General features: G+C 71.0%; 17 protein-coding genes. 7 read left to right on the top strand and 10 right to left on the bottom strand.

Going from position 1 to position 16,155, the window contains the following annotated elements:
• Nucleotides 1–1,421, top strand: a 1,421-nt coding sequence (locus FRZ03_RS25805; RefSeq protein WP_261399340.1) for an LCP family protein, incomplete at its 5' end; no start/stop codon positions are given.
• Nucleotides 1,422–1,436: 15 nt separating this feature from the next.
• On the opposite strand, the gene FRZ03_RS25800 is transcribed toward FRZ03_RS25805, so the two are convergent.
• The gene (locus tag FRZ03_RS25800; RefSeq protein WP_070023589.1) at nucleotides 1,437–1,994 is read right to left on the bottom strand and encodes an acyl-CoA thioesterase; all 558 of its coding nucleotides are present in this window, start codon (nucleotides 1,992–1,994) and stop codon (nucleotides 1,437–1,439) included.
• Between the two features lie 119 nt (nucleotides 1,995–2,113).
• Here FRZ03_RS25800 and FRZ03_RS25795 point away from each other — a divergent pair, with 119 nt between their 5' ends.
• Complete coding sequence (locus FRZ03_RS25795; protein WP_146467523.1) at nucleotides 2,114–3,370, top strand: LCP family protein; 1,257 nt, start codon at nucleotides 2,114–2,116, stop codon at nucleotides 3,368–3,370.
• Between the two features lie 61 nt (nucleotides 3,371–3,431).
• Here the strand turns inward: FRZ03_RS25795 and FRZ03_RS25790 are convergent, their stop codons facing one another.
• Both FRZ03_RS25790 and FRZ03_RS25785 read right to left on the bottom strand, forming a co-directional pair.
• Nucleotides 3,432–3,797 (bottom strand): four-helix bundle copper-binding protein, encoded by a 366-nt coding sequence (locus tag FRZ03_RS25790; protein WP_146467522.1) that lies wholly within the window; start codon nucleotides 3,795–3,797, stop codon nucleotides 3,432–3,434.
• A gap of 158 nt (nucleotides 3,798–3,955) precedes the next feature.
• Nucleotides 3,956–5,113 (bottom strand): acyl-CoA dehydrogenase family protein, encoded by a 1,158-nt coding sequence (locus FRZ03_RS25785; RefSeq protein WP_146467521.1) that lies wholly within the window; start codon nucleotides 5,111–5,113, stop codon nucleotides 3,956–3,958.
• A gap of 190 nt (nucleotides 5,114–5,303) precedes the next feature.
• On the opposite strand from FRZ03_RS25785, the gene FRZ03_RS25780 reads away from it, so the two are divergent.
• The gene (locus tag FRZ03_RS25780) at nucleotides 5,304–6,647 is read left to right on the top strand and encodes a UDP-glucose dehydrogenase family protein (protein ID WP_146467520.1); all 1,344 of its coding nucleotides are present in this window, start codon (nucleotides 5,304–5,306) and stop codon (nucleotides 6,645–6,647) included.
• A gap of 98 nt (nucleotides 6,648–6,745) precedes the next feature.
• Here FRZ03_RS25780 and FRZ03_RS25775 read toward each other — a convergent pair whose 3' ends face one another.
• Nucleotides 6,746–7,252 carry a CGNR zinc finger domain-containing protein gene (locus FRZ03_RS25775; protein WP_146467519.1) on the bottom strand — a complete coding sequence of 169 codons (507 nt, stop codon included), beginning with the start codon at nucleotides 7,250–7,252 and terminating at the stop codon, nucleotides 6,746–6,748.
• Nucleotides 7,253–7,335: 83 nt separating this feature from the next.
• Here FRZ03_RS25775 and FRZ03_RS25770 point away from each other — a divergent pair, with 83 nt between their 5' ends.
• Both FRZ03_RS25770 and FRZ03_RS25765 read left to right on the top strand, forming a co-directional pair.
• Nucleotides 7,336–7,698: a VOC family protein gene (locus FRZ03_RS25770; RefSeq protein ID WP_146467518.1), complete on the top strand. Its 363-nt coding sequence runs from the start codon at nucleotides 7,336–7,338 to the stop codon at nucleotides 7,696–7,698.
• Between the two features lie 22 nt (nucleotides 7,699–7,720).
• The gene (locus FRZ03_RS25765; protein WP_146467517.1) at nucleotides 7,721–8,113 is read left to right on the top strand and encodes a VOC family protein; all 393 of its coding nucleotides are present in this window, start codon (nucleotides 7,721–7,723) and stop codon (nucleotides 8,111–8,113) included.
• A 93-nt stretch (nucleotides 8,114–8,206) separates the two neighbouring features.
• Here FRZ03_RS25765 and FRZ03_RS25760 read toward each other — a convergent pair whose 3' ends face one another.
• Genes FRZ03_RS25760 through FRZ03_RS25750 form a run of 3 tightly spaced genes read right to left on the bottom strand, consistent with a single transcriptional unit; the run spans nucleotide 8,207 to nucleotide 11,066 of the window.
• Nucleotides 8,207–9,385, bottom strand: coding sequence for a dipeptidase (locus tag FRZ03_RS25760; protein ID WP_146467529.1), 1,179 nt, complete (start codon nucleotides 9,383–9,385; stop codon nucleotides 8,207–8,209).
• A gap of 5 nt (nucleotides 9,386–9,390) precedes the next feature.
• The gene (purE, locus tag FRZ03_RS25755) at nucleotides 9,391–9,930 is read right to left on the bottom strand and encodes a 5-(carboxyamino)imidazole ribonucleotide mutase (protein WP_070023606.1); all 540 of its coding nucleotides are present in this window, start codon (nucleotides 9,928–9,930) and stop codon (nucleotides 9,391–9,393) included.
• Nucleotides 9,927–11,066 (bottom strand): 5-(carboxyamino)imidazole ribonucleotide synthase, encoded by a 1,140-nt coding sequence (locus FRZ03_RS25750; protein WP_146467516.1) that lies wholly within the window; start codon nucleotides 11,064–11,066, stop codon nucleotides 9,927–9,929. Before FRZ03_RS25750 ends, purE begins: the two co-directional genes overlap by 4 nt.
• Nucleotides 11,067–11,294: 228 nt before the next feature.
• Here FRZ03_RS25750 and FRZ03_RS25745 point away from each other — a divergent pair, with 228 nt between their 5' ends.
• On the top strand, nucleotides 11,295–11,801 hold the full coding sequence (locus FRZ03_RS25745) for a GtrA family protein (RefSeq protein ID WP_146467528.1): 507 nt from the start codon (nucleotides 11,295–11,297) through the stop codon (nucleotides 11,799–11,801).
• Between the two features lie 16 nt (nucleotides 11,802–11,817).
• On the opposite strand, the gene FRZ03_RS25740 is transcribed toward FRZ03_RS25745, so the two are convergent.
• Together FRZ03_RS25740 and FRZ03_RS25735 are read right to left on the bottom strand one after the other, a co-directional pair.
• A complete protein-coding gene (locus FRZ03_RS25740; RefSeq protein ID WP_146467515.1) occupies nucleotides 11,818–13,092 on the bottom strand; it encodes an ATP-binding protein in 1,275 nt (424 codons plus the stop codon).
• Nucleotides 13,093–13,133: 41 nt separating this feature from the next.
• Nucleotides 13,134–13,811 carry a response regulator transcription factor gene (locus FRZ03_RS25735; RefSeq protein WP_070023613.1) on the bottom strand — a complete coding sequence of 226 codons (678 nt, stop codon included), beginning with the start codon at nucleotides 13,809–13,811 and terminating at the stop codon, nucleotides 13,134–13,136.
• Nucleotides 13,812–14,310: 499 nt separating this feature from the next.
• Here FRZ03_RS25735 and FRZ03_RS25730 point away from each other — a divergent pair, with 499 nt between their 5' ends.
• Entirely contained in the window at nucleotides 14,311–15,816 is a 1,506-nt protein-coding gene (locus FRZ03_RS25730) for a peptide MFS transporter (protein ID WP_146467514.1), read from the top strand.
• Between the two features lie 60 nt (nucleotides 15,817–15,876).
• On the opposite strand, the gene FRZ03_RS41280 is transcribed toward FRZ03_RS25730, so the two are convergent.
• On the bottom strand, nucleotides 15,877–16,155 hold a 279-nt coding region (locus FRZ03_RS41280), incomplete at its 5' end, for an RING finger family 4 domain-containing protein (RefSeq protein WP_398661102.1).

The raw sequence follows: 16,155 nt of genomic DNA, 5'->3' as shown, positions 1-16,155 counted from the left end.
AGCGCCCCGTGCGGCCCGTGCGCCGGCGGCGGCGTCCGCGCTGGGCCGTCCGGGCGATGACCACCCTGTCGGTGGTGGTGCTCGCCTCCGCCGGCATCGGGCACGCGGTGGTCACCAGCCTGGACGCGGGCATCGCCCGGGTGGACGCCTTCAAGGACATGAAGAACCGGCCGCAGGCGGGCCACGGCATGAACATCCTGCTGGTCGGCACCGATGGCCGGGACAAGATCACCGAGCGGCAGCGGCGCGTGTTCCACCTGGGCGGACAGCCCTGCCACTGCACCGACACGATGATGATCGTGCACATCTCGGCGGACCGGGAGCGGGCCACGGTGGTGAGCCTGCCGCGCGACTCCTACGCCGAGGTGCCCGCCCACCCCGACCGGAGCACCGGCCGGCAGCTCGGCCCGCACCCGCTGAAGCTGAACGCGGCCTATGCCGAGGGCGGCCCCCAGCTGACCGTGCGCACGGTCGAGGACATGACCCGGGTGAAGATCGACCACTACCTGGAGGTCGACTTCACCAGCTTCATGAAGACCGTGGACGTCCTCGGCGGGGTCCGGATCTGCACGGCGACGCCGCTGAAGGACACGTACAGCGGTCTCGACCTCGCCCCCGGCACACACACCCTGCTGGGCGGGCAGGCGCTCCAGTACGTGCGCTCACGGCACCTGGACGGCGCGAGCGATCTGGGCCGGATGAAGCGGCAGCAGCGGTTCCTGGCGGCGCTGATCGAGAAGGCCACCTCCTCCGGGGTGCTGCTCAACCCGATGCGCTTCCGGGACGTGACCCGGGCGGTGCTCGGCTCGGTCCGCGCCGACAAGGGCTTCGGCACCGACGAGCTGCTCGACCTCGGCCGCGCGATGCGGAACTTCTCGCCCTCGTCCTCGGAGTTCACCACCGTCCCCATCGGACAGATGAACTACCAGGTCAAGGGCGTCGGCGAGACCCTGAAGTGGGACCCGGCCCGGTCCTCGCGGCTGTTCGCGGCGCTGCGCGACGACAAGCCGCTCACCGCGGCGCACCACGCCGCCGCCCCCGCCGCGGCGCCCGTCGAGGTGGACCCCCGGCAGATCCGGGTCCAGGTGGCGAACGGCACCACCACCTCGGGGCTGGCCAAGCGGATCGACACCGAGCTGGCGGCGACCGGCTTCGCCACCACCCACCAGCCGGTGACGGCGTCCACCCGGTCGGCGGCCACGCTCATCACGTACGACCCCCGCTGGGACCGCTCCGCCCACGCCCTGGCCGCCGCCCTGCCGGGCAGTGAGCTGCGCGCGGCGCCGGGGCAGGGGCCGGTGCTGACGGTGACGGCCGGGTCCGGCTTCCGGGGTGTGCGGCCGGTGCGCTTCGAGGACCCGGGGCGTCCGGACCAGACCGTGGTGCGGGGCAACGAGGTGGTGTGCTCGGGCGACGCCTGAGCACACCACGGGCGCTCAGTCCTGGAGGCCCTCCGCGGCCCGCTGCTCGCGCAGCTCGCGGATGGCGCGGCGGCGGGCCAGCCGGTGGGTGCGGCGGATCTGCGCCTCCTGGTAGCGGCGGCGGTCGCGGTCGGTCTCGGGTATCACCGGGGGCACCGGGCGCGGCTTGCCGTCGGCGTCCACGGCCGCGAAGACCAGGTAGGCCGAGCCGACCTGGGTGGCCGGGGCGGACTCGTTCCAGCGCTCGGCCAGGACCCGCACGCCGACCTCCATGGAGGTCCGGCCGGTCCAGTTGACCTGCGCCTTCACATGGACCAGGTCACCGACGCGGACCGGCTCCAGGAACGCCATCTCGTCCATGGACGCGGTGACGGCGGGGCCGCCGGAGTGCCGGCCGGCCACCGCGCCCGCCGCGTCGTCCACCAATTTCATGATCACCCCGCCGTGCACCGTGCCCAGCAGGTTGGTGTCGCTGTGCGTCATGATGTGGCTCAGCGTGGTGCGCGAAGCGGACGTGGGCTTGCCCGGGATGTCCGTTTCCACTGCTTCCGAGTCCGTGGCCTGGTCTGTCATGCGCTCTACCTTATGCCGAAGTGACATTCGCGGAATTTGTGTCAGCTTCGCAACAGCGGCGCCCTTATTTTCCGACAGCCCTTGTAAGCCATACGGCGGCGCCCTGCACACTGGTCCGCATGAATGACTGGCCCGAGGGATGGTCCGACGACAATCGCGGCCCCCGTTACGGACGCGGCAGCTCCGGCGCACAGCCGGAGGGCGCCCGCGTGATGCGTCAGGTGCGGCGCGGCCCTGCGGCACCGCCGCAGGGGGCCGGCGTTCCGCAGCAGCCGTCGTACGTGGACGGCGGCGGGTACGCCGGCGGGTACGACAGCGGCTACAACACCGGGCAGGTCTACGGCAGCCCCGGCGGTGGCGGACCGGGCGGCGCACCGGCTCCCGGCCCGCGCCCCGCGCCGAACTGGCGCCGGCGGATCAAGTGGACGGCGATCACGCTGGCCACCGTGGTCGTCGTCACATCGGTCGCGACCTACTTCTGGGCCGACTCCAAGCTGCGCCGCGAGGTCGACCTGTCCACGGTGATCGACCGGCCGCAGGCGGGCTCGGGCACCAACTACCTGATCGTCGGCTCGGACAGCCGCGAGGGCATGACCAAGGCGGACGAGAAGAAGCTGCACACCGGTGCCGCCGAGGGCAAGCGCACGGACTCGATGATGATCCTGCACGTCGGCGACAACGGCGACACGCTGATCTCGCTGCCGCGCGACTCGAACGTGGAGATCCCCTCGTACAAGGGCTCGACGTCCGGGAAGGTCTACCCGGCCACCGGCCGCCAGGAGAAGCTGAACGCGGCCTACGCCGAGGACGGGCCGACGCTGCTGGTGCGCACGATCGAGTACAACACCGGGCTGCACATCGACCACTACGTCGAGATCGGCTTCCAGGGCTTCGCGAACATCGTGGACGCGGTCGGCGGGGTCCAGATCGACATCGACAAGGGCTTCAAGGACAAGTGGTCCGGCGCCGACTTCCAGGCCGGCAAGCAGACCCTGAACGGCCAGCAGGCGCTCGCCTTCGTCCGCACCCGGCACGCGTTCGCCGCGTCCGACCTCCAGCGGACCAAGAACCAGCAGAAGTTCCTGGCGGCCCTGGCCCACCAGGTGGCCACGCCGTCGACGGTCCTGAACCCGTTCAGGTTCTACCCGACCATGGGCGCGGGCCTGGACTCGCTGATCGTGGACAAGGACATGTCCCTGTGGAACCTGGCCTCGATGTTCTGGGCGATGAAGGGCGTCAACGGCGGCGACGGCACCTCGCTGAACATGCCGATATCGGGCTCCGTGGGCGGCAACCTCGTCTGGGACAAGGCGAAGGTGAAGACCCTGGTGAACGAGCTGAACAACGACCAGAAGATCACCGTCACCGGCAACTAGTGCTGCGGCGGCGTTCGAGGACACCCGGCGGGGGCGCCTCGAACGCCGCTCGGCGGTCAGCTCACATCCGGACGCCCGCCATCGCGCGGCACATCTCGGCACAGCGGCGACACGCCTCCGCGCAGCGCATCAGCTGCGGGTCGTCGGGCACGGACATACACGCCTCGGCGCACATGTCGCACGCCTTGGCGCACATCGCGCACATCTCGCCCGACATCGGCGAGCGGCGCATCATCATGTCGGCGCACATCCTGGTCGTCTCCGAGCAGTCCATGAGCGCCCGCATGATCTGCATCTGCGCCTGCCCGCCCTGCTGCATGCAGGAGCTCATGGTCTCCTCGCAGATGCTGTGGCAGCTCATGCAGGCCTCGATGCAGTCCTGCATCTGCTTGGTCATGGCGGGCATGGTGGTTCCGGGCTGGGCCATGGCTCCTCCTCGGGAGCGGGGGGACCCGGGCTCGGGTCCCGTGTGCTTCCGTCCTACGTCTCCCGGCGCCGCCCCGCATGTGACCGACCGGTCGTAAGGTGCCACGCGAAGAGGCCCCCGGCGTCGCGCCGAGGGCCTCTCTCACGGGCCGGGGACCGTTACGGCAGGTTCCTGGCCATCACGATCCGCTGGACCTGGTTCGTGCCCTCGTAGATCTGGGTGATCTTGGCGTCGCGCATCATGCGCTCGACCGGGTAGTCACGGGTGTAGCCGTAGCCGCCGAGGAGTTGGACGGCGTCGGTGGTGACCTCCATGGCGACGTCGGAGGCGAAGCACTTGGCCGCGGCGCCCAGGTAGGTGAGGTCGGAGTCGCCGCGCTCGGAGGCGGCGGCGGCCTGGTAGGTCAGGGCGCGGGCCGCGGAGATCTTCATGGACATGTCCGCGAGCATGAACTGGATGCCCTGGAAGTCGGCGATCGCCTTGCCGAACTGCTTGCGCTCCTGGACGTAGCCCTTGGCGTAGTCGAGGGCGCCCTGGGCGACACCGAGCGCCTGGGCGGCGATGGTGATGCGGGTGTGGTCCAGGGTCTTCATCGCCGTGGCGAAGCCGGTGCCCTCCTCGCCGATCATGCGGTCGGCGGGGATGCGGACGTTGTCGAAGTAGACCTCGCGGGTCGGCGAGCCCTTGATGCCGAGCTTCTTCTCGGGGGCGCCGAAGGAGACACCCTCGTCGGACTTCTCGACCACGAAGGCGGAGATGCCCTTGGAGCGCTTCGTCGGGTCGGTCACGGCCATGACGGTGTAGTACTCGGAGACGCCCGCGTTGGTGATCCAGCGCTTGACGCCGTTGAGGATCCAGTGGTCGCCGTCGCGGACCGCCTTGGTCTTCATGCCGGCCGCGTCCGAGCCCGCCTCCGGCTCGGAGAGGCAGTACGAGAACATCGCGTCGCCCTTGGCCAGCGGGCCCAGGTACTTCTTCTTCAGCTCCTGGGAGCCGGAGAGGATCACCGGGAGCGAGCCGAGCTTGTTCACCGCGGGGATCAGGGAGGAGGAGACGCAGGCGCGGGCCACCTCCTCGATCACGATGACCGTGGCGAGGGCGTCGGCACCGGAGCCGCCGTACTCCTCGGGGACGTGCACGGCGTGCAGGTCGTTGGCCACCAGGGCGTCGAGGGCCTCCTGCGGGAAGCGGGCCTCCTCGTCCACCGCCGCGGCGTACGGCGCGATCTTCGCCTCGACCAGGGAGCGGACGGCGTCGCGGAGCATGTCGTGCTCCTCGGACGGGCGGTACAGGTCGAAGTCAGCCGATCCGGCCAAGGTCTCTCACGCTCCAAAGACGCAGTGATGGTGGCACACTACGGACGCTAATTACCGTTAAGTAACTCGAATTTTAGGGCCCCTGCCCCAGGTCGCCTACGTGAGCTTGGCGACAGCGGGAAAGCTGCCCGCCGAGCGGCCCGGCTATGCTCGGGCCCGCACGAGACGATTCCCGAGCTGGAGTGCATCCATGAGCCTGAAGATCACAGTGATCGGCACCGGCTATCTCGGCGCCACGCACGCCGCGGCCATGGCCGAGCTGGGGTTCGAGGTGCTGGGCCTGGATGTCGTGCCCGAGAAGATCGCCATGCTGGAGCGCGGCGAGACCCCGATGTACGAGCCGGGTCTCGAGGAGCTGCTGCGCCGGCACGTGGCCGGTTTCGAGGGGTCCACCGGGCGGCTGCGGTTCACCACCGACTGGGCCGAGGTCGGCGCCTTCGGCGATGTGCACTTCGTCTGTGTGAACACCCCCCAGAAGCACGGCGAGTACGCCTGCGACATGTCGTACGTCGACTCCGCCGTCGCCTCCCTCGCCCCGCATCTGCGCGGCCCGGCGCTGGTGGTCGGCAAGTCCACGGTGCCGGTGGGCTCGGCCGACCGGCTCGCCGCCTACCTCGCCGAGCACGCCCCGGCGGGCGGTGACGCCGAGCTGGCCTGGAACCCGGAGTTCCTGCGCGAGGGCTTCGCCGTCGAGGACACCCTGCACCCGGACCGGATCGTGGTGGGCGTGCGCAGCGAGCGGGCGGAGAAGCTGCTGCGCGAGGTGTACGCGACGCCGGTGGAGGGGGGCACGCCCTTCGTCGTCACCGACTTCCCCACCGCCGAGCTGGTGAAGACCGCCGCGAACTCCTTCCTCGCCACCAAGATCTCCTTCATCAACGCGATGGCGGAGGTCTGCGAGGCGGCCGGCGGCGACGTGGCCAAGCTGGCGGAGGCCATCGGCCACGACGACCGGATCGGGCGCAAGTTCCTGCGTGCCGGGATCGGCTTCGGCGGTGGCTGCCTGCCCAAGGACATCCGGGCGTTCATGGCCCGCGCCGGTGAGCTGGGCGCGGACCAGGCGCTGACCTTCCTGCGGGAGATCGACTCCATCAACATGCGCCGGCGCGGCCAGATGGTGGAGATGGCCCGGGAGGCGCTGGGCGGCGGCTCCTTCCTCGGCAAGCGGGTGGCGGTGCTCGGCGCCACCTTCAAGCCCGACTCGGACGACGTCCGTGACTCGCCCGCGCTGAACGTGGCCGGCCAGATACACCTCCAGGGCGGTCAGGTGACCGTGTACGACCCGAAGGGCATGGACAACGCCCGCAAGGTCTTCCCCACCCTGGGCTACGCCGGGTCGGCGCTGGAGGCCGTGCGCGGCGCCGACGTCGTGCTGCACCTGACCGAGTGGCGGGAGTTCCGCGAGCTGGACCCGGCGGCGCTGGGCGAGGTGGCGTCGGCCCGGCTGGTCCTGGACGGGCGCAACACCCTCGACCCGGAGCTGTGGCGCCGGGCGGGCTGGACGTACCGGGCGATGGGCCGCCCGACCGCCTGACGGGCGCAGGCGTCAGCCCGAGGAGGCGGCGCGGGTTCGGCCGAGGCTCAGTCGGCCGAACCCGCGCCGCCCCGCATTTTGCCCCAGCTCCCTGTGGGTCAGGCCCCCTTGGCCCGGTAGCGCCGCATCTTCGCGCGCGCCCCGCAGACCCGCATCGAGCACCAGCGGCCGCGTCCGGCGGGGCTGCGGTCGTAGTACGCCCAGTGGCAGGTCTCGGCCTCGCAGGCCTTCAGCCGCATCCAGGTGCCCGCCACCAGTGCGCCGGCGACGGCGGCGGCGATCCGGGAGGGCAGCGGGGCGTCCGCGGCCGGGGCGAGGGCCGCCGAGCCGTCCCGTCCGTCCACGGCGACGTACAGCGGCGCGCGGGCCAGCAGCTCGCCCAGCGGGGTGACCGTCCGGTGCGGCGGATGCCCGGCGTGGGCGAGGAGCGCGGCCCGCAGCGACTCCCGCAGCTCCCGCGCCCCGGCCAGGTCGCTCTCGGCGATCCCGAAGCGCCCGCGCCCCTCCGGGGTGTCCAGCGCGTCGACGCCGCTCTCCAGGTCCACCGTGTTGACCAGGGACTCGACCAGGGCCAGGCCGCCGGGAGCCGCCGATCTGTCATTCATGGTTGCGACGTTACCCCTTGTCCGCGAGCATGGGGTCACCGTTACCGGTTACCCGCCTTTACGGGTAACAGAAGGAGGTCGTCATGGCTCTTGCCAAGCTCGGTGTGGTGGTCCTGGACTGTCCCGATCCCGGCGCGCTGGCCCGCTTCTACGCCGAGGTGCTCGGTGGCACGGTGGGGCGCGAGGAGGACGACTGGGTGGAACTGTCGGTGCCCGGCGGGCAGACGCTGGCCTTCCAGCGGGCCGCCGGGCACACCCCGCCGCGGTGGCCCTCCGAGGAGCGGTCGCAGCAGTTCCACCTGGACCTGGACGTGCCGGACCTGGACGCGGCGGAGGAGGGGGTCCTCAAGCTGGGGGCGACGCCCCTGGACGCCGAGGACCGGTCCCGCTCCTTCCGGGTGTACGCCGATCCCGCCGGACACCCGTTCTGTCTCTGCGCCTGCTGAACCGATCCCACAGGAGGAGCGCATGGCGTCCATCGCCCGCTTCCGCAACATCGTGCTCGACTGCCGCGACCCGCACGCCCTGGCGGCCTTCTACGCGGCGGTGGCCGGGGGCACCCCGCAGGCCGAGTCCGACGACTGGGTGGTCCTCCAGATCCCGGACGGCCCCCGGCTGGGTTTCCAGCTGGCCCCGGACCACACGCCGCCGGAGTGGCCGCGCGCCGACCACAACGGCCAGCAGCTGCACATCGACTTCGACGCCGGCAGCACCTGGGCGGAGATCGACGCCGCCCACGAGAGGGTCCTCGCGCTCGGCGCCCGGCCGCTGGACCTGGAGGACCGGGAGAAGAAGGACTTCCAGGTGTACGCCGACCCGGCCGGACACCCGTTCTGCCTGTGCCGGATCGAGCACGGGTAGCCTCCGAGCGCGGTCGAGCGCCCCGAAGGGCAGGGAAAAGGACGACGAGAAGGCGGGGCGGCCGTGGTGGCCGCCCCGCCTTCTCGTCAGGTGTCAGCCGTCGAGCGACTCGATCGTGGCGTTGGAGGGGCCGCGCCGCGACTGGAGGTCGCGGGCCACGTCCTCCGCGGCGCCCAGCACCCGTACCGCGTTCTGCCAGGTGAGCTTGGCCAGGTCCGCCTTGGACCAGCCGCGGTCCAGCAGTTCCGCGAGGAGGTTCGGGTAGCCGGAGACGTCGTCGAGGCCGTCCGGGGTGAAGGCCGTGCCGTCGTAGTCGCCGCCGATGCCGAGGTGGTCGATGCCGGCGACCTCGCGCATGTGGTCCAGGTGGTCGGCGACCACCGACACCGTGGCGACGGGGCGCGGGGTGCGCTCCTCGAAGGCGCGGTGGATCTTCATCGCCTCGGCGCCGGTGTCCAGGTGGTGCAGGCCGTGGGCGCGCATGTTCTCGTCGGCCGCGGCCGTCCAGTCCACGGCCGCCTGGAGCACGAACTTCGGCACGAACGTCACCATCGCCACGCCGCCGTTGGCGGGCAGCCGCTCCAGCACGTCGTCCGGGATGTTGCGGGGGTGGTCGCAGACCGCGCGGGCGGAGGAGTGCGAGAAGATCACCGGCGCGGAGGTCGCGTCCAGCGCGTCGCGCATGGTCGAGGGCGCCACGTGCGAGAGGTCGACCAGCATGCCTACCCGGTTCATCTCGCGCACGACCTCGCGGCCGAACGCGGTCAGGCCGTCCGCCTTCGGCTCGTCGGTCGCCGAATCCGCCCAGTCCACGTTGGAGTTGTGGGTGAGCGTCATGTAGCGCACGCCGAGCGCGTGCAGACCGCGCAGCGTGCCCAGGGAGTTGGCGATGGAGTGGCCGCCCTCGGCGCCCATCAGGGAGGCGATACGGCCCTCGCCGCGCGCCGCCTCCATGTCGGCGGCGGTCAGCGCGGGCGCCAGGTCCGCCTGGTAGCGGTCGAGCAACTGGCGTACGCAGTCGATCTGTTCCAGCGTCGCGGCGACCGGGTCCGGCTGCTCGGCCGGGACGTACACCGACCAGTACTGGGCACCGACCCCGCCGGCGCGCAGCCGGGGGATGTCGGTGTGCAGGTGTTCGTGCTGGTGCCCGGCGATGTCGAGGCGGTCCAGGTCGTAGCCCGACTTCTCGCGCAGCGCCCACGGCAGGTCGTTGTGGCCGTCGACCACGGGGAACTCGCGCAGCAGCGCGCGAGCCTCGTCCAGGTGCGTCACGCCGCTCACTTCCCGAATCCGAAGCCGCCGGCGCCCTCGACCTTGGCGCGCAGCCGCTTGCCCTTCTCGGTGGCCTGCTCGTTGAGGTCGTGCTGGAAGTCGCGCATGCGGTGCAGCAGGTCCTCGTCGTGCGCGGCGAGCATCCGGGCCGCGAGCAGACCGGCGTTGCGGGCGCCGGCCACGGAGACCGTGGCGACCGGGACGCCGGCCGGCATCTGCACGATCGACAGCAGGGAGTCCATGCCGTCGAGGTACTTCAGCGGCACCGGCACCCCGATGACCGGCAGCGGGGTGACGGAGGCCAGCATGCCCGGCAGATGGGCGGCGCCCCCGGCCCCGGCGATGATCGCCTTGAGCCCGCGGTCGGCTGCCTGCTCGCCGTACGTGATCATCTCGCGGGGCATCCGGTGCGCGGAGACGACGTCGACCTCGTACGCGATCTCGAACTCGTCCAGGGCCTTGGCGGCGGCCTCCATGACGGGCCAGTCGGAGTCCGACCCCATGACGATGCCGACCAGAGGGGATGACGGGAGGGCAGGGCTCATTCGGTGATGGTGCCTCTCAGGTAGCCGGCTGCGTGACGGGCGCGCTCCAGCACGTCGTCCAGGTCGTCGCCGTAGGTGTTGACGTGTCCGACCTTGCGGCCGGGCTTCACGTCCTTGCCGTACATGTGGATCTTGAGCTTGGGGTCGCGGGCCATGCAGTGCAAGTACGCGGAGTACATGTCCGGGAAGTCGCCGCCCAGCACGTTGACCATCACGGTCCACGGGGTGCGCGGGCGCGGGTCGCCGAGCGGCAGGTCGAGGACGGCGCGGACGTGGTTGGCGAACTGCGAGGTGATCGCGCCGTCCTGGGTCCAGTGGCCGGAATTGTGCGGGCGCATCGCCAGCTCGTTGACGAGGATGCGGCCGTCGCGGGTCTGGAACAGCTCGACGGCGAGGTGGCCGACGACGCCCAGCTCCTTGGCGATGGTGAGGGCCATCTGCTCGGCCTTGAGGGCGAGCTCCTCGTCCAGGTCGGGGGCCGGGGCGATCACGGTGTCGCAGACCCCGTTCACCTGCCGGGACTCCACCACCGGGTAGGCGACGGCCTGGCCGTGCGGGGAGCGCACGACGTTGGCGGCGAGCTCGCGGACGTAGTCGACCTTCTCCTCGGCGAGGACCGGGACGCCCGCCCGGAACGGCTCGGCGGCCTCCTCGGCGGTCTCCACCACCCACACGCCCTTGCCGTCGTAGCCGCCGCGGACGGTCTTCAGGACGACGGGGAAGCCGTCGCCCTCACCCGCGAACCGCACCACGTCCTCGGGATCGGCGACGATCCGGTGCCGCGGGCACGGGATGCCGATCGCGTCGAGCCGCGCCCGCATCACGCCCTTGTCCTGGGCGTGCACCAGCGCGTCGGGCCCCGGGCGCACGGGGATGCCGTCCGCCTCCAGGGCCCTGAGGTGCTCGGTGGGTACGTGTTCGTGATCGAAGGTGATCACGTCACACCCGCGCGCGAAGTCACGCAGCGTGTCCAGATCGCGGTAGTCGCCGACGACGACTTCGCTCACGACCTGTGCCGCGGAATCCTGGGGAGTGTCACTGAGGAGCTTGAACCTGATGCCCAACGGGATGCCCGCTTCGTGCGTCATACGCGCGAGCTGCCCCCCGCCGACCATGCCGACTACCGGGAACGTCACACCTACAGCGTATCGGCCACCGCGGGGAGGGCGGATGCCCTCCCTCCGTACTCGGTCCGTTCCCGGTGCCGTAACGGTCCGACTCCGTTCCGTTCCGGGCTCTTACCCATCGCTTTCCGGTCTCTTTCCGACCTGTTTCCCGGCCCTGGCCTCGTCCTCAGGCGTTGGGCCGTTTGCGCCGATAGCATGGCGGAGTTGACGAAACCTACCGACGGGAGCTGCAACGCCATGGAACAGCGTTCCTCGGGGCTGCAACGGCTCGTGGGCGAGGTGGCCAAGTTCGGCGCCGTCGGCGGCGCCGGAGTCCTGGTCAATCTGGGCGTTTTCAACCTGGTCCGGCACATGTCGGACCTTCCGGTGGTGCGGGCCAGCATCATCGCGACCGTGGTCGCCATCGCGTTCAACTACGTCGGCTTCCGCTACTGGACGTACCGGGACCGTGACCGCAGCGGCCGCACCAAGGAGCTCACGCTTTTCCTGTTCTTCAGCGCGATCGGTCTGGTGATCGAGAACGGCGTGCTCTACCTGGCCACCTACGGCCTCGGCTGGGACACCCCGCTGGAGAGCAACGTCTTCAAGTTCCTGGGCATCGGCATCGCCACCCTGTTCCGGTTCTGGTCGTACCGCACCTGGGTGTTCCGCGCGCTGCCCGCGCAGGAGGCGGCGTCGATCCTCGCGGCCGAGTCCCGCCGGATGCCCACCGAGCCCGAGCCGAAGACCCAGCGGGTCCCCTAGGGCCCCGGGGTCCGCGTCAGCGGACGGTCGGGTACTCCTCGTCGTCCGCCCGGTGCGCCGGGGGCGTGCGGGAGAGGAACAGCCCGAAGACCGGGGGCTGGGACTGGAGCAGTTCCAGCCGGCCGCCATCGGCCTCGGCGAGGTCCCGGGCGACGGCGAGGCCGATGCCCGTGGAGTTGCGCCCGCTGATGGTCCGCTCGAAGATCCGCGCCCCCAGATCGGCCGGCACCCCGGGCCCCTCGTCCGTCACCTCGACCACCGCCTGGTTGCCGGTGACCCGGGTCCGCAGGGCGACGGTGCCGCCCCCGTGCATCAGCGAGTTCTCGATCAGCGCGGCCAGCACCTGGGCGACCGCGCCCGGGGTGCCCACCGCCTGGAGGTGCCGCTTGCCGGAGGAGACGATGGCCCGGCCCACCCCGCGGTAGGCGGGCCGCCACTCGGCGAGCTGCTGCTGGATGACCTCGTCCAGGTCGAAGGTGACGGCGGAGCCGGTGCGCGGGTCGCGGGAGTTCGTCAGCAGCCGCTCGACCACGTCGGTCAGCCGCTCGACCTGCGTGAGCGCGACGTTCGCCTCCTCCTTCACGATGTCCGGGTCATCGGTGAGGGTGATCTCCTCCAGCCGCATCGACAGCGCGGTCAGCGGGGTGCGCAGCTGGTGGGAGGCGTCGGCGGCCAGCCGCCGCTCGGCGGTCAGCATGCGTGCGATCCGCTCGGCGGAGGAGTCCAGCACATCGGCGACCCGGTCCAGCTCGGGGACGCCGTACCGCTTGTGCCGCGGGCGCGGGTCGCCGGAGCCCAGCCGTTCGGCGGTCTCGGCGAGGTCGGTCAGCGGGGAGGCGAGCCGGTTGGCCTGCCGTACCGCGAGCAGCACGGCGGCGACCACCGCGAGCAGCGCCACCAGACCGATGATCAGCAGGGTGCGGCCGACCTCGCGGGTCACCGCGGAGCGCGGCTCCTGCACGGTGACGGTCTCGCCCTCCTCGCCGTGCTGGGTGGCGTGGATGACGTCGCCCACCGGCCGGGTGCCGATCTCGATCGGCGGCCGGCCGGGCACGCGGATCACCGCGTACTGGTCCTTGCTGACCGGGTTGCGCAGCGCGTCGGTGTCGACGTGCTCCGCGGCCAGGATGCGGCTGTCCACGATGCTGGCCAGCCGCGCCGCCTCGGACTCCACCCGCTCCTGGGCGCTGTTGCTGATCGTCCGTGTCTCGACGATCACCAGGGAGACGCCGAAGACGGCGATCACCACGAGGACGACGGCGAGGGTGGACTGGATGAGACGTCGACGCATGTTCCGTTACCTGGAGTGACCGCCGGCCCCGGTGCGGGGGCTCAGCTCTTCTCGAAGCGGAAGCCCACGCCCCGGACCGTGGCGATGTAGCGGGGGTTGGCCGCGTCGTCGCCGAGCTTCTTGCGCAGCCAGGAGATGTGCATGTCGAGCGTCTTGGTGGACGACCACCAGGTGGTGTCCCAGACCTCGCGCATCAGCTGGTCGCGGGTGACCACCCGGCCGGCGTCCCGCACCAGGACGCGCAGCAGGTCGAACTCCTTGGCGGTGAGCTGGAGTTCCTCGTCGCCCATCCACGCGCGGTGCGACTCGACGTCGATGCGCACGCCGTGGGTGGCCGGCGGCTGCTGGGGCTCGGCGGCGCCGCGCCGCAGCAGCGCCCGTACGCGGGCGAGCAGTTCGGCGAGCCGGAAGGGCTTGGTGACGTAGTCGTCGGCGCCCGCGTCCAGGCCGACGACGGTGTCCACCTCGTCGGCGCGCGCGGTCAGGATGAGGATCGGCACGGTGTGGCCGTCGGACCGCAGCCGGCGGGCGACCTCCAGGCCGTCCATGCCGGGCAGGCCCAGGTCCAGCACGACCAGGTCCACGCCGCCCTGCATTCCGGCGTCGAGCGCGGTGGGTCCGTCCTCGCGCACCTCGACCTCGTAACCTTCCCGGCGCAGGGCGCGGGCCAGCGGCTCCGAGATGGACGCGTCGTCCTCGGCGAGCAGTACACGGGTCATGAGGTGATGGTAGACCGCCCGCGTGCGGTGCTGGGGTGTGATCGGTTCCAGGGATTCTTACCTGGGGTGTCCACTGGTACGGACCATCACCTGTGGGATGCGATCGTAGAAGGGACCTTCGAAAATGGGTGCGTGGTTCCACCGACGCCTGTGATCCGCGTCTCAAGTCCTTCCATATCCGGCAGTGTCCTGACGTAGAGTGACGTGAACGCCTGTAGTACATCCGGAGACCTTCGGCGGGCTTGTCGCTGAAGGTCTTTCTTGTGTGCGGGCCGGTCGGGCACCGACCGGCCTTGAAAGGAATGACCTCTGGCCGGGCTCCGAACGCACCGTCGCGTCACGGAGCGTGGATCCCGGTGGTCGCCGTCCACCGCCTCGTGATCCGGGGCGGACTCCCCTCGGGCGTTGGGGGCGGTCGGCCGACCCCGCCGGTGCCGGCCGCTACCCCCCACCGGGCGCGCAACGCTCGACCGCGCGTCCCGACCAGCAAGGAACGACCATGGCGTCCAGCCTGACGAAGGACTCGGTCCACCCGGGCACCCCCGGCACCGAGAAGACCTTCTTCGGCCACCCCCGCGGCCTGGCCACTCTCTTCATGACCGAGATGTGGGAGCGCTTCTCCTACTACGGCATGAGGGCCCTGCTCCCGCTGTACCTGGTGGCTCCGGGTGGCCTGCACCTGAGTGCGGGCACGGCGACGGCGATCTACGCCGTCTACCTGTCGCTCGTGTACCTGCTCGCGCTGCCCGGCGGCTGGGTCGCCGACCGGCTCCTCGGCCCTCGCAAGACGGTCGCGGCCGCCGGTCTGATCATCATGCTGGGCCATCTGTGCCTGGCCGTGCCGGCCGCCGCGAGCTTCTACGTCGGCCTGGTGCTGGTCGCCATCGGTTCCGGTCTGCTCAAGGCCAACATCTCCACCATGGTCGGCCACCTGTACGACGGTCCGAACGACGGGCGCCGCGACGGTGGTTTCACCCTCTTCTACATCGGCATCAACCTGGGCGCCTTCGTCGCTCCGCTGGTCATCGGCACCATCGGTGAGAACGTCAACTGGCACGTCGGCTTCGCGCTGGCCGCGCTCGGCATGGCGCTGGGCCTGGTCCAGTACCTGCTCGGCGGCCGTCACCTGAGCGAGCAGAGCAAGGTCGTCCCGACGCCGATGACGGCCCAGGAGAAGTCCGCCACCCTGCGCAAGGGCCTGATCTGGCTCGTCATCGCCGCGGTCTTCTACGGCATCGTCGGCTTCACCGGTCACTTCACCCTCAACTGGGCGCTGATCCCGCTGACCCTCATCGGTCTGATCGTGCCGATCCTGGTCATCGCGCGCATCCTGCGGGACAAGGACCTCGACGGCGAGGAGCGGACGAAGGTCCGGGCGTACATCTGGTTCTTCGTGGCCGCCGCGGTCTTCTGGATGATCTACGACCAGGGTGGTTCGACCCTGTCGCTCTTCGCGTCCGACTCGGCCAAGAACACGATCCTCGGCTGGAACTTCCCGGTCTCCTGGTACCAGTCGGTCAACCCGGTCATGATCATGGCCCTGGCGCCGGTCTTCGCCTGGCTCTGGCTCGCGCTGAACCGGCGCGGCAAGGAGCCGAGCACGATCGTGAAGTTCTCCTCCGGCCTGGTCCTGGTCGGCGCGTCCTTCTTCGTCTTCCTCGCCCCGCTGTCCATCGCGCAGGACGGCCACAAGGCCGCCGCGCTGTGGCTGGTCGGCATCTACTTCCTGCAGACCGTCGGTGAGCTGACGCTGTCGCCGGTGGGTCTGTCCGTGACGACGAAGATGGCGCCGAAGAAGTACGCCTCCCAGATGATGGGCGTCTGGTTCCTCGCGGTCACCGCGGGCGACTCCGTCACCGCGCTGCTGTCCAACCCGGCGGTCGGCGGGGTCAACCTCGACAAGAAGGGCTTCGTGGCCCTGGAGGCGGTGCTGGCCGTCGTCGCGGGTGTGGCGGTGTGGATGTACCGCAACAAGGTGAAGAAGATGATGGGCGACGTTCGCTAGTCGCCGTGTCCTCGGCCGGGAGGGCCGCCGCACCCACGGTGCGGCGGCCCTCCCGGGTTTTCATTTTCGCCGCACCGCCGGAGGCGCCCGTGCCGCCCGGTCGTCCGCCGGTGTCCGGGGCGAGGCGGGCGAGGGGCCTGGGTGCCGACCGGGGCGCAGGTGGTGGTCGTGCCGACGGCCTCGACCGGCAGAACGCCCGGGGGCCGGGCGGAGGTGCCGCAGCGGACGGGGGACGGGAGCGTGGGGGGGGCGGACGGCACGCACCGGCCGCAGGAAGGGGTCGTCCGCGTCGATGCGGCGGTGGCAGACCGGGCAGCCCGCGTAGTCGGAGCCGTCCCA

The sequence above is a fragment of the Streptomyces misionensis genome, assembly GCF_007896895.1.
GTDB classification, from domain to species: Bacteria; Actinomycetota; Actinomycetes; order Streptomycetales; family Streptomycetaceae; genus Streptomyces; species Streptomyces misionensis_A.
Note: the sequence above shows the minus strand (reverse complement) of the source record. Positions and strands in the feature narration are given on the sequence as shown.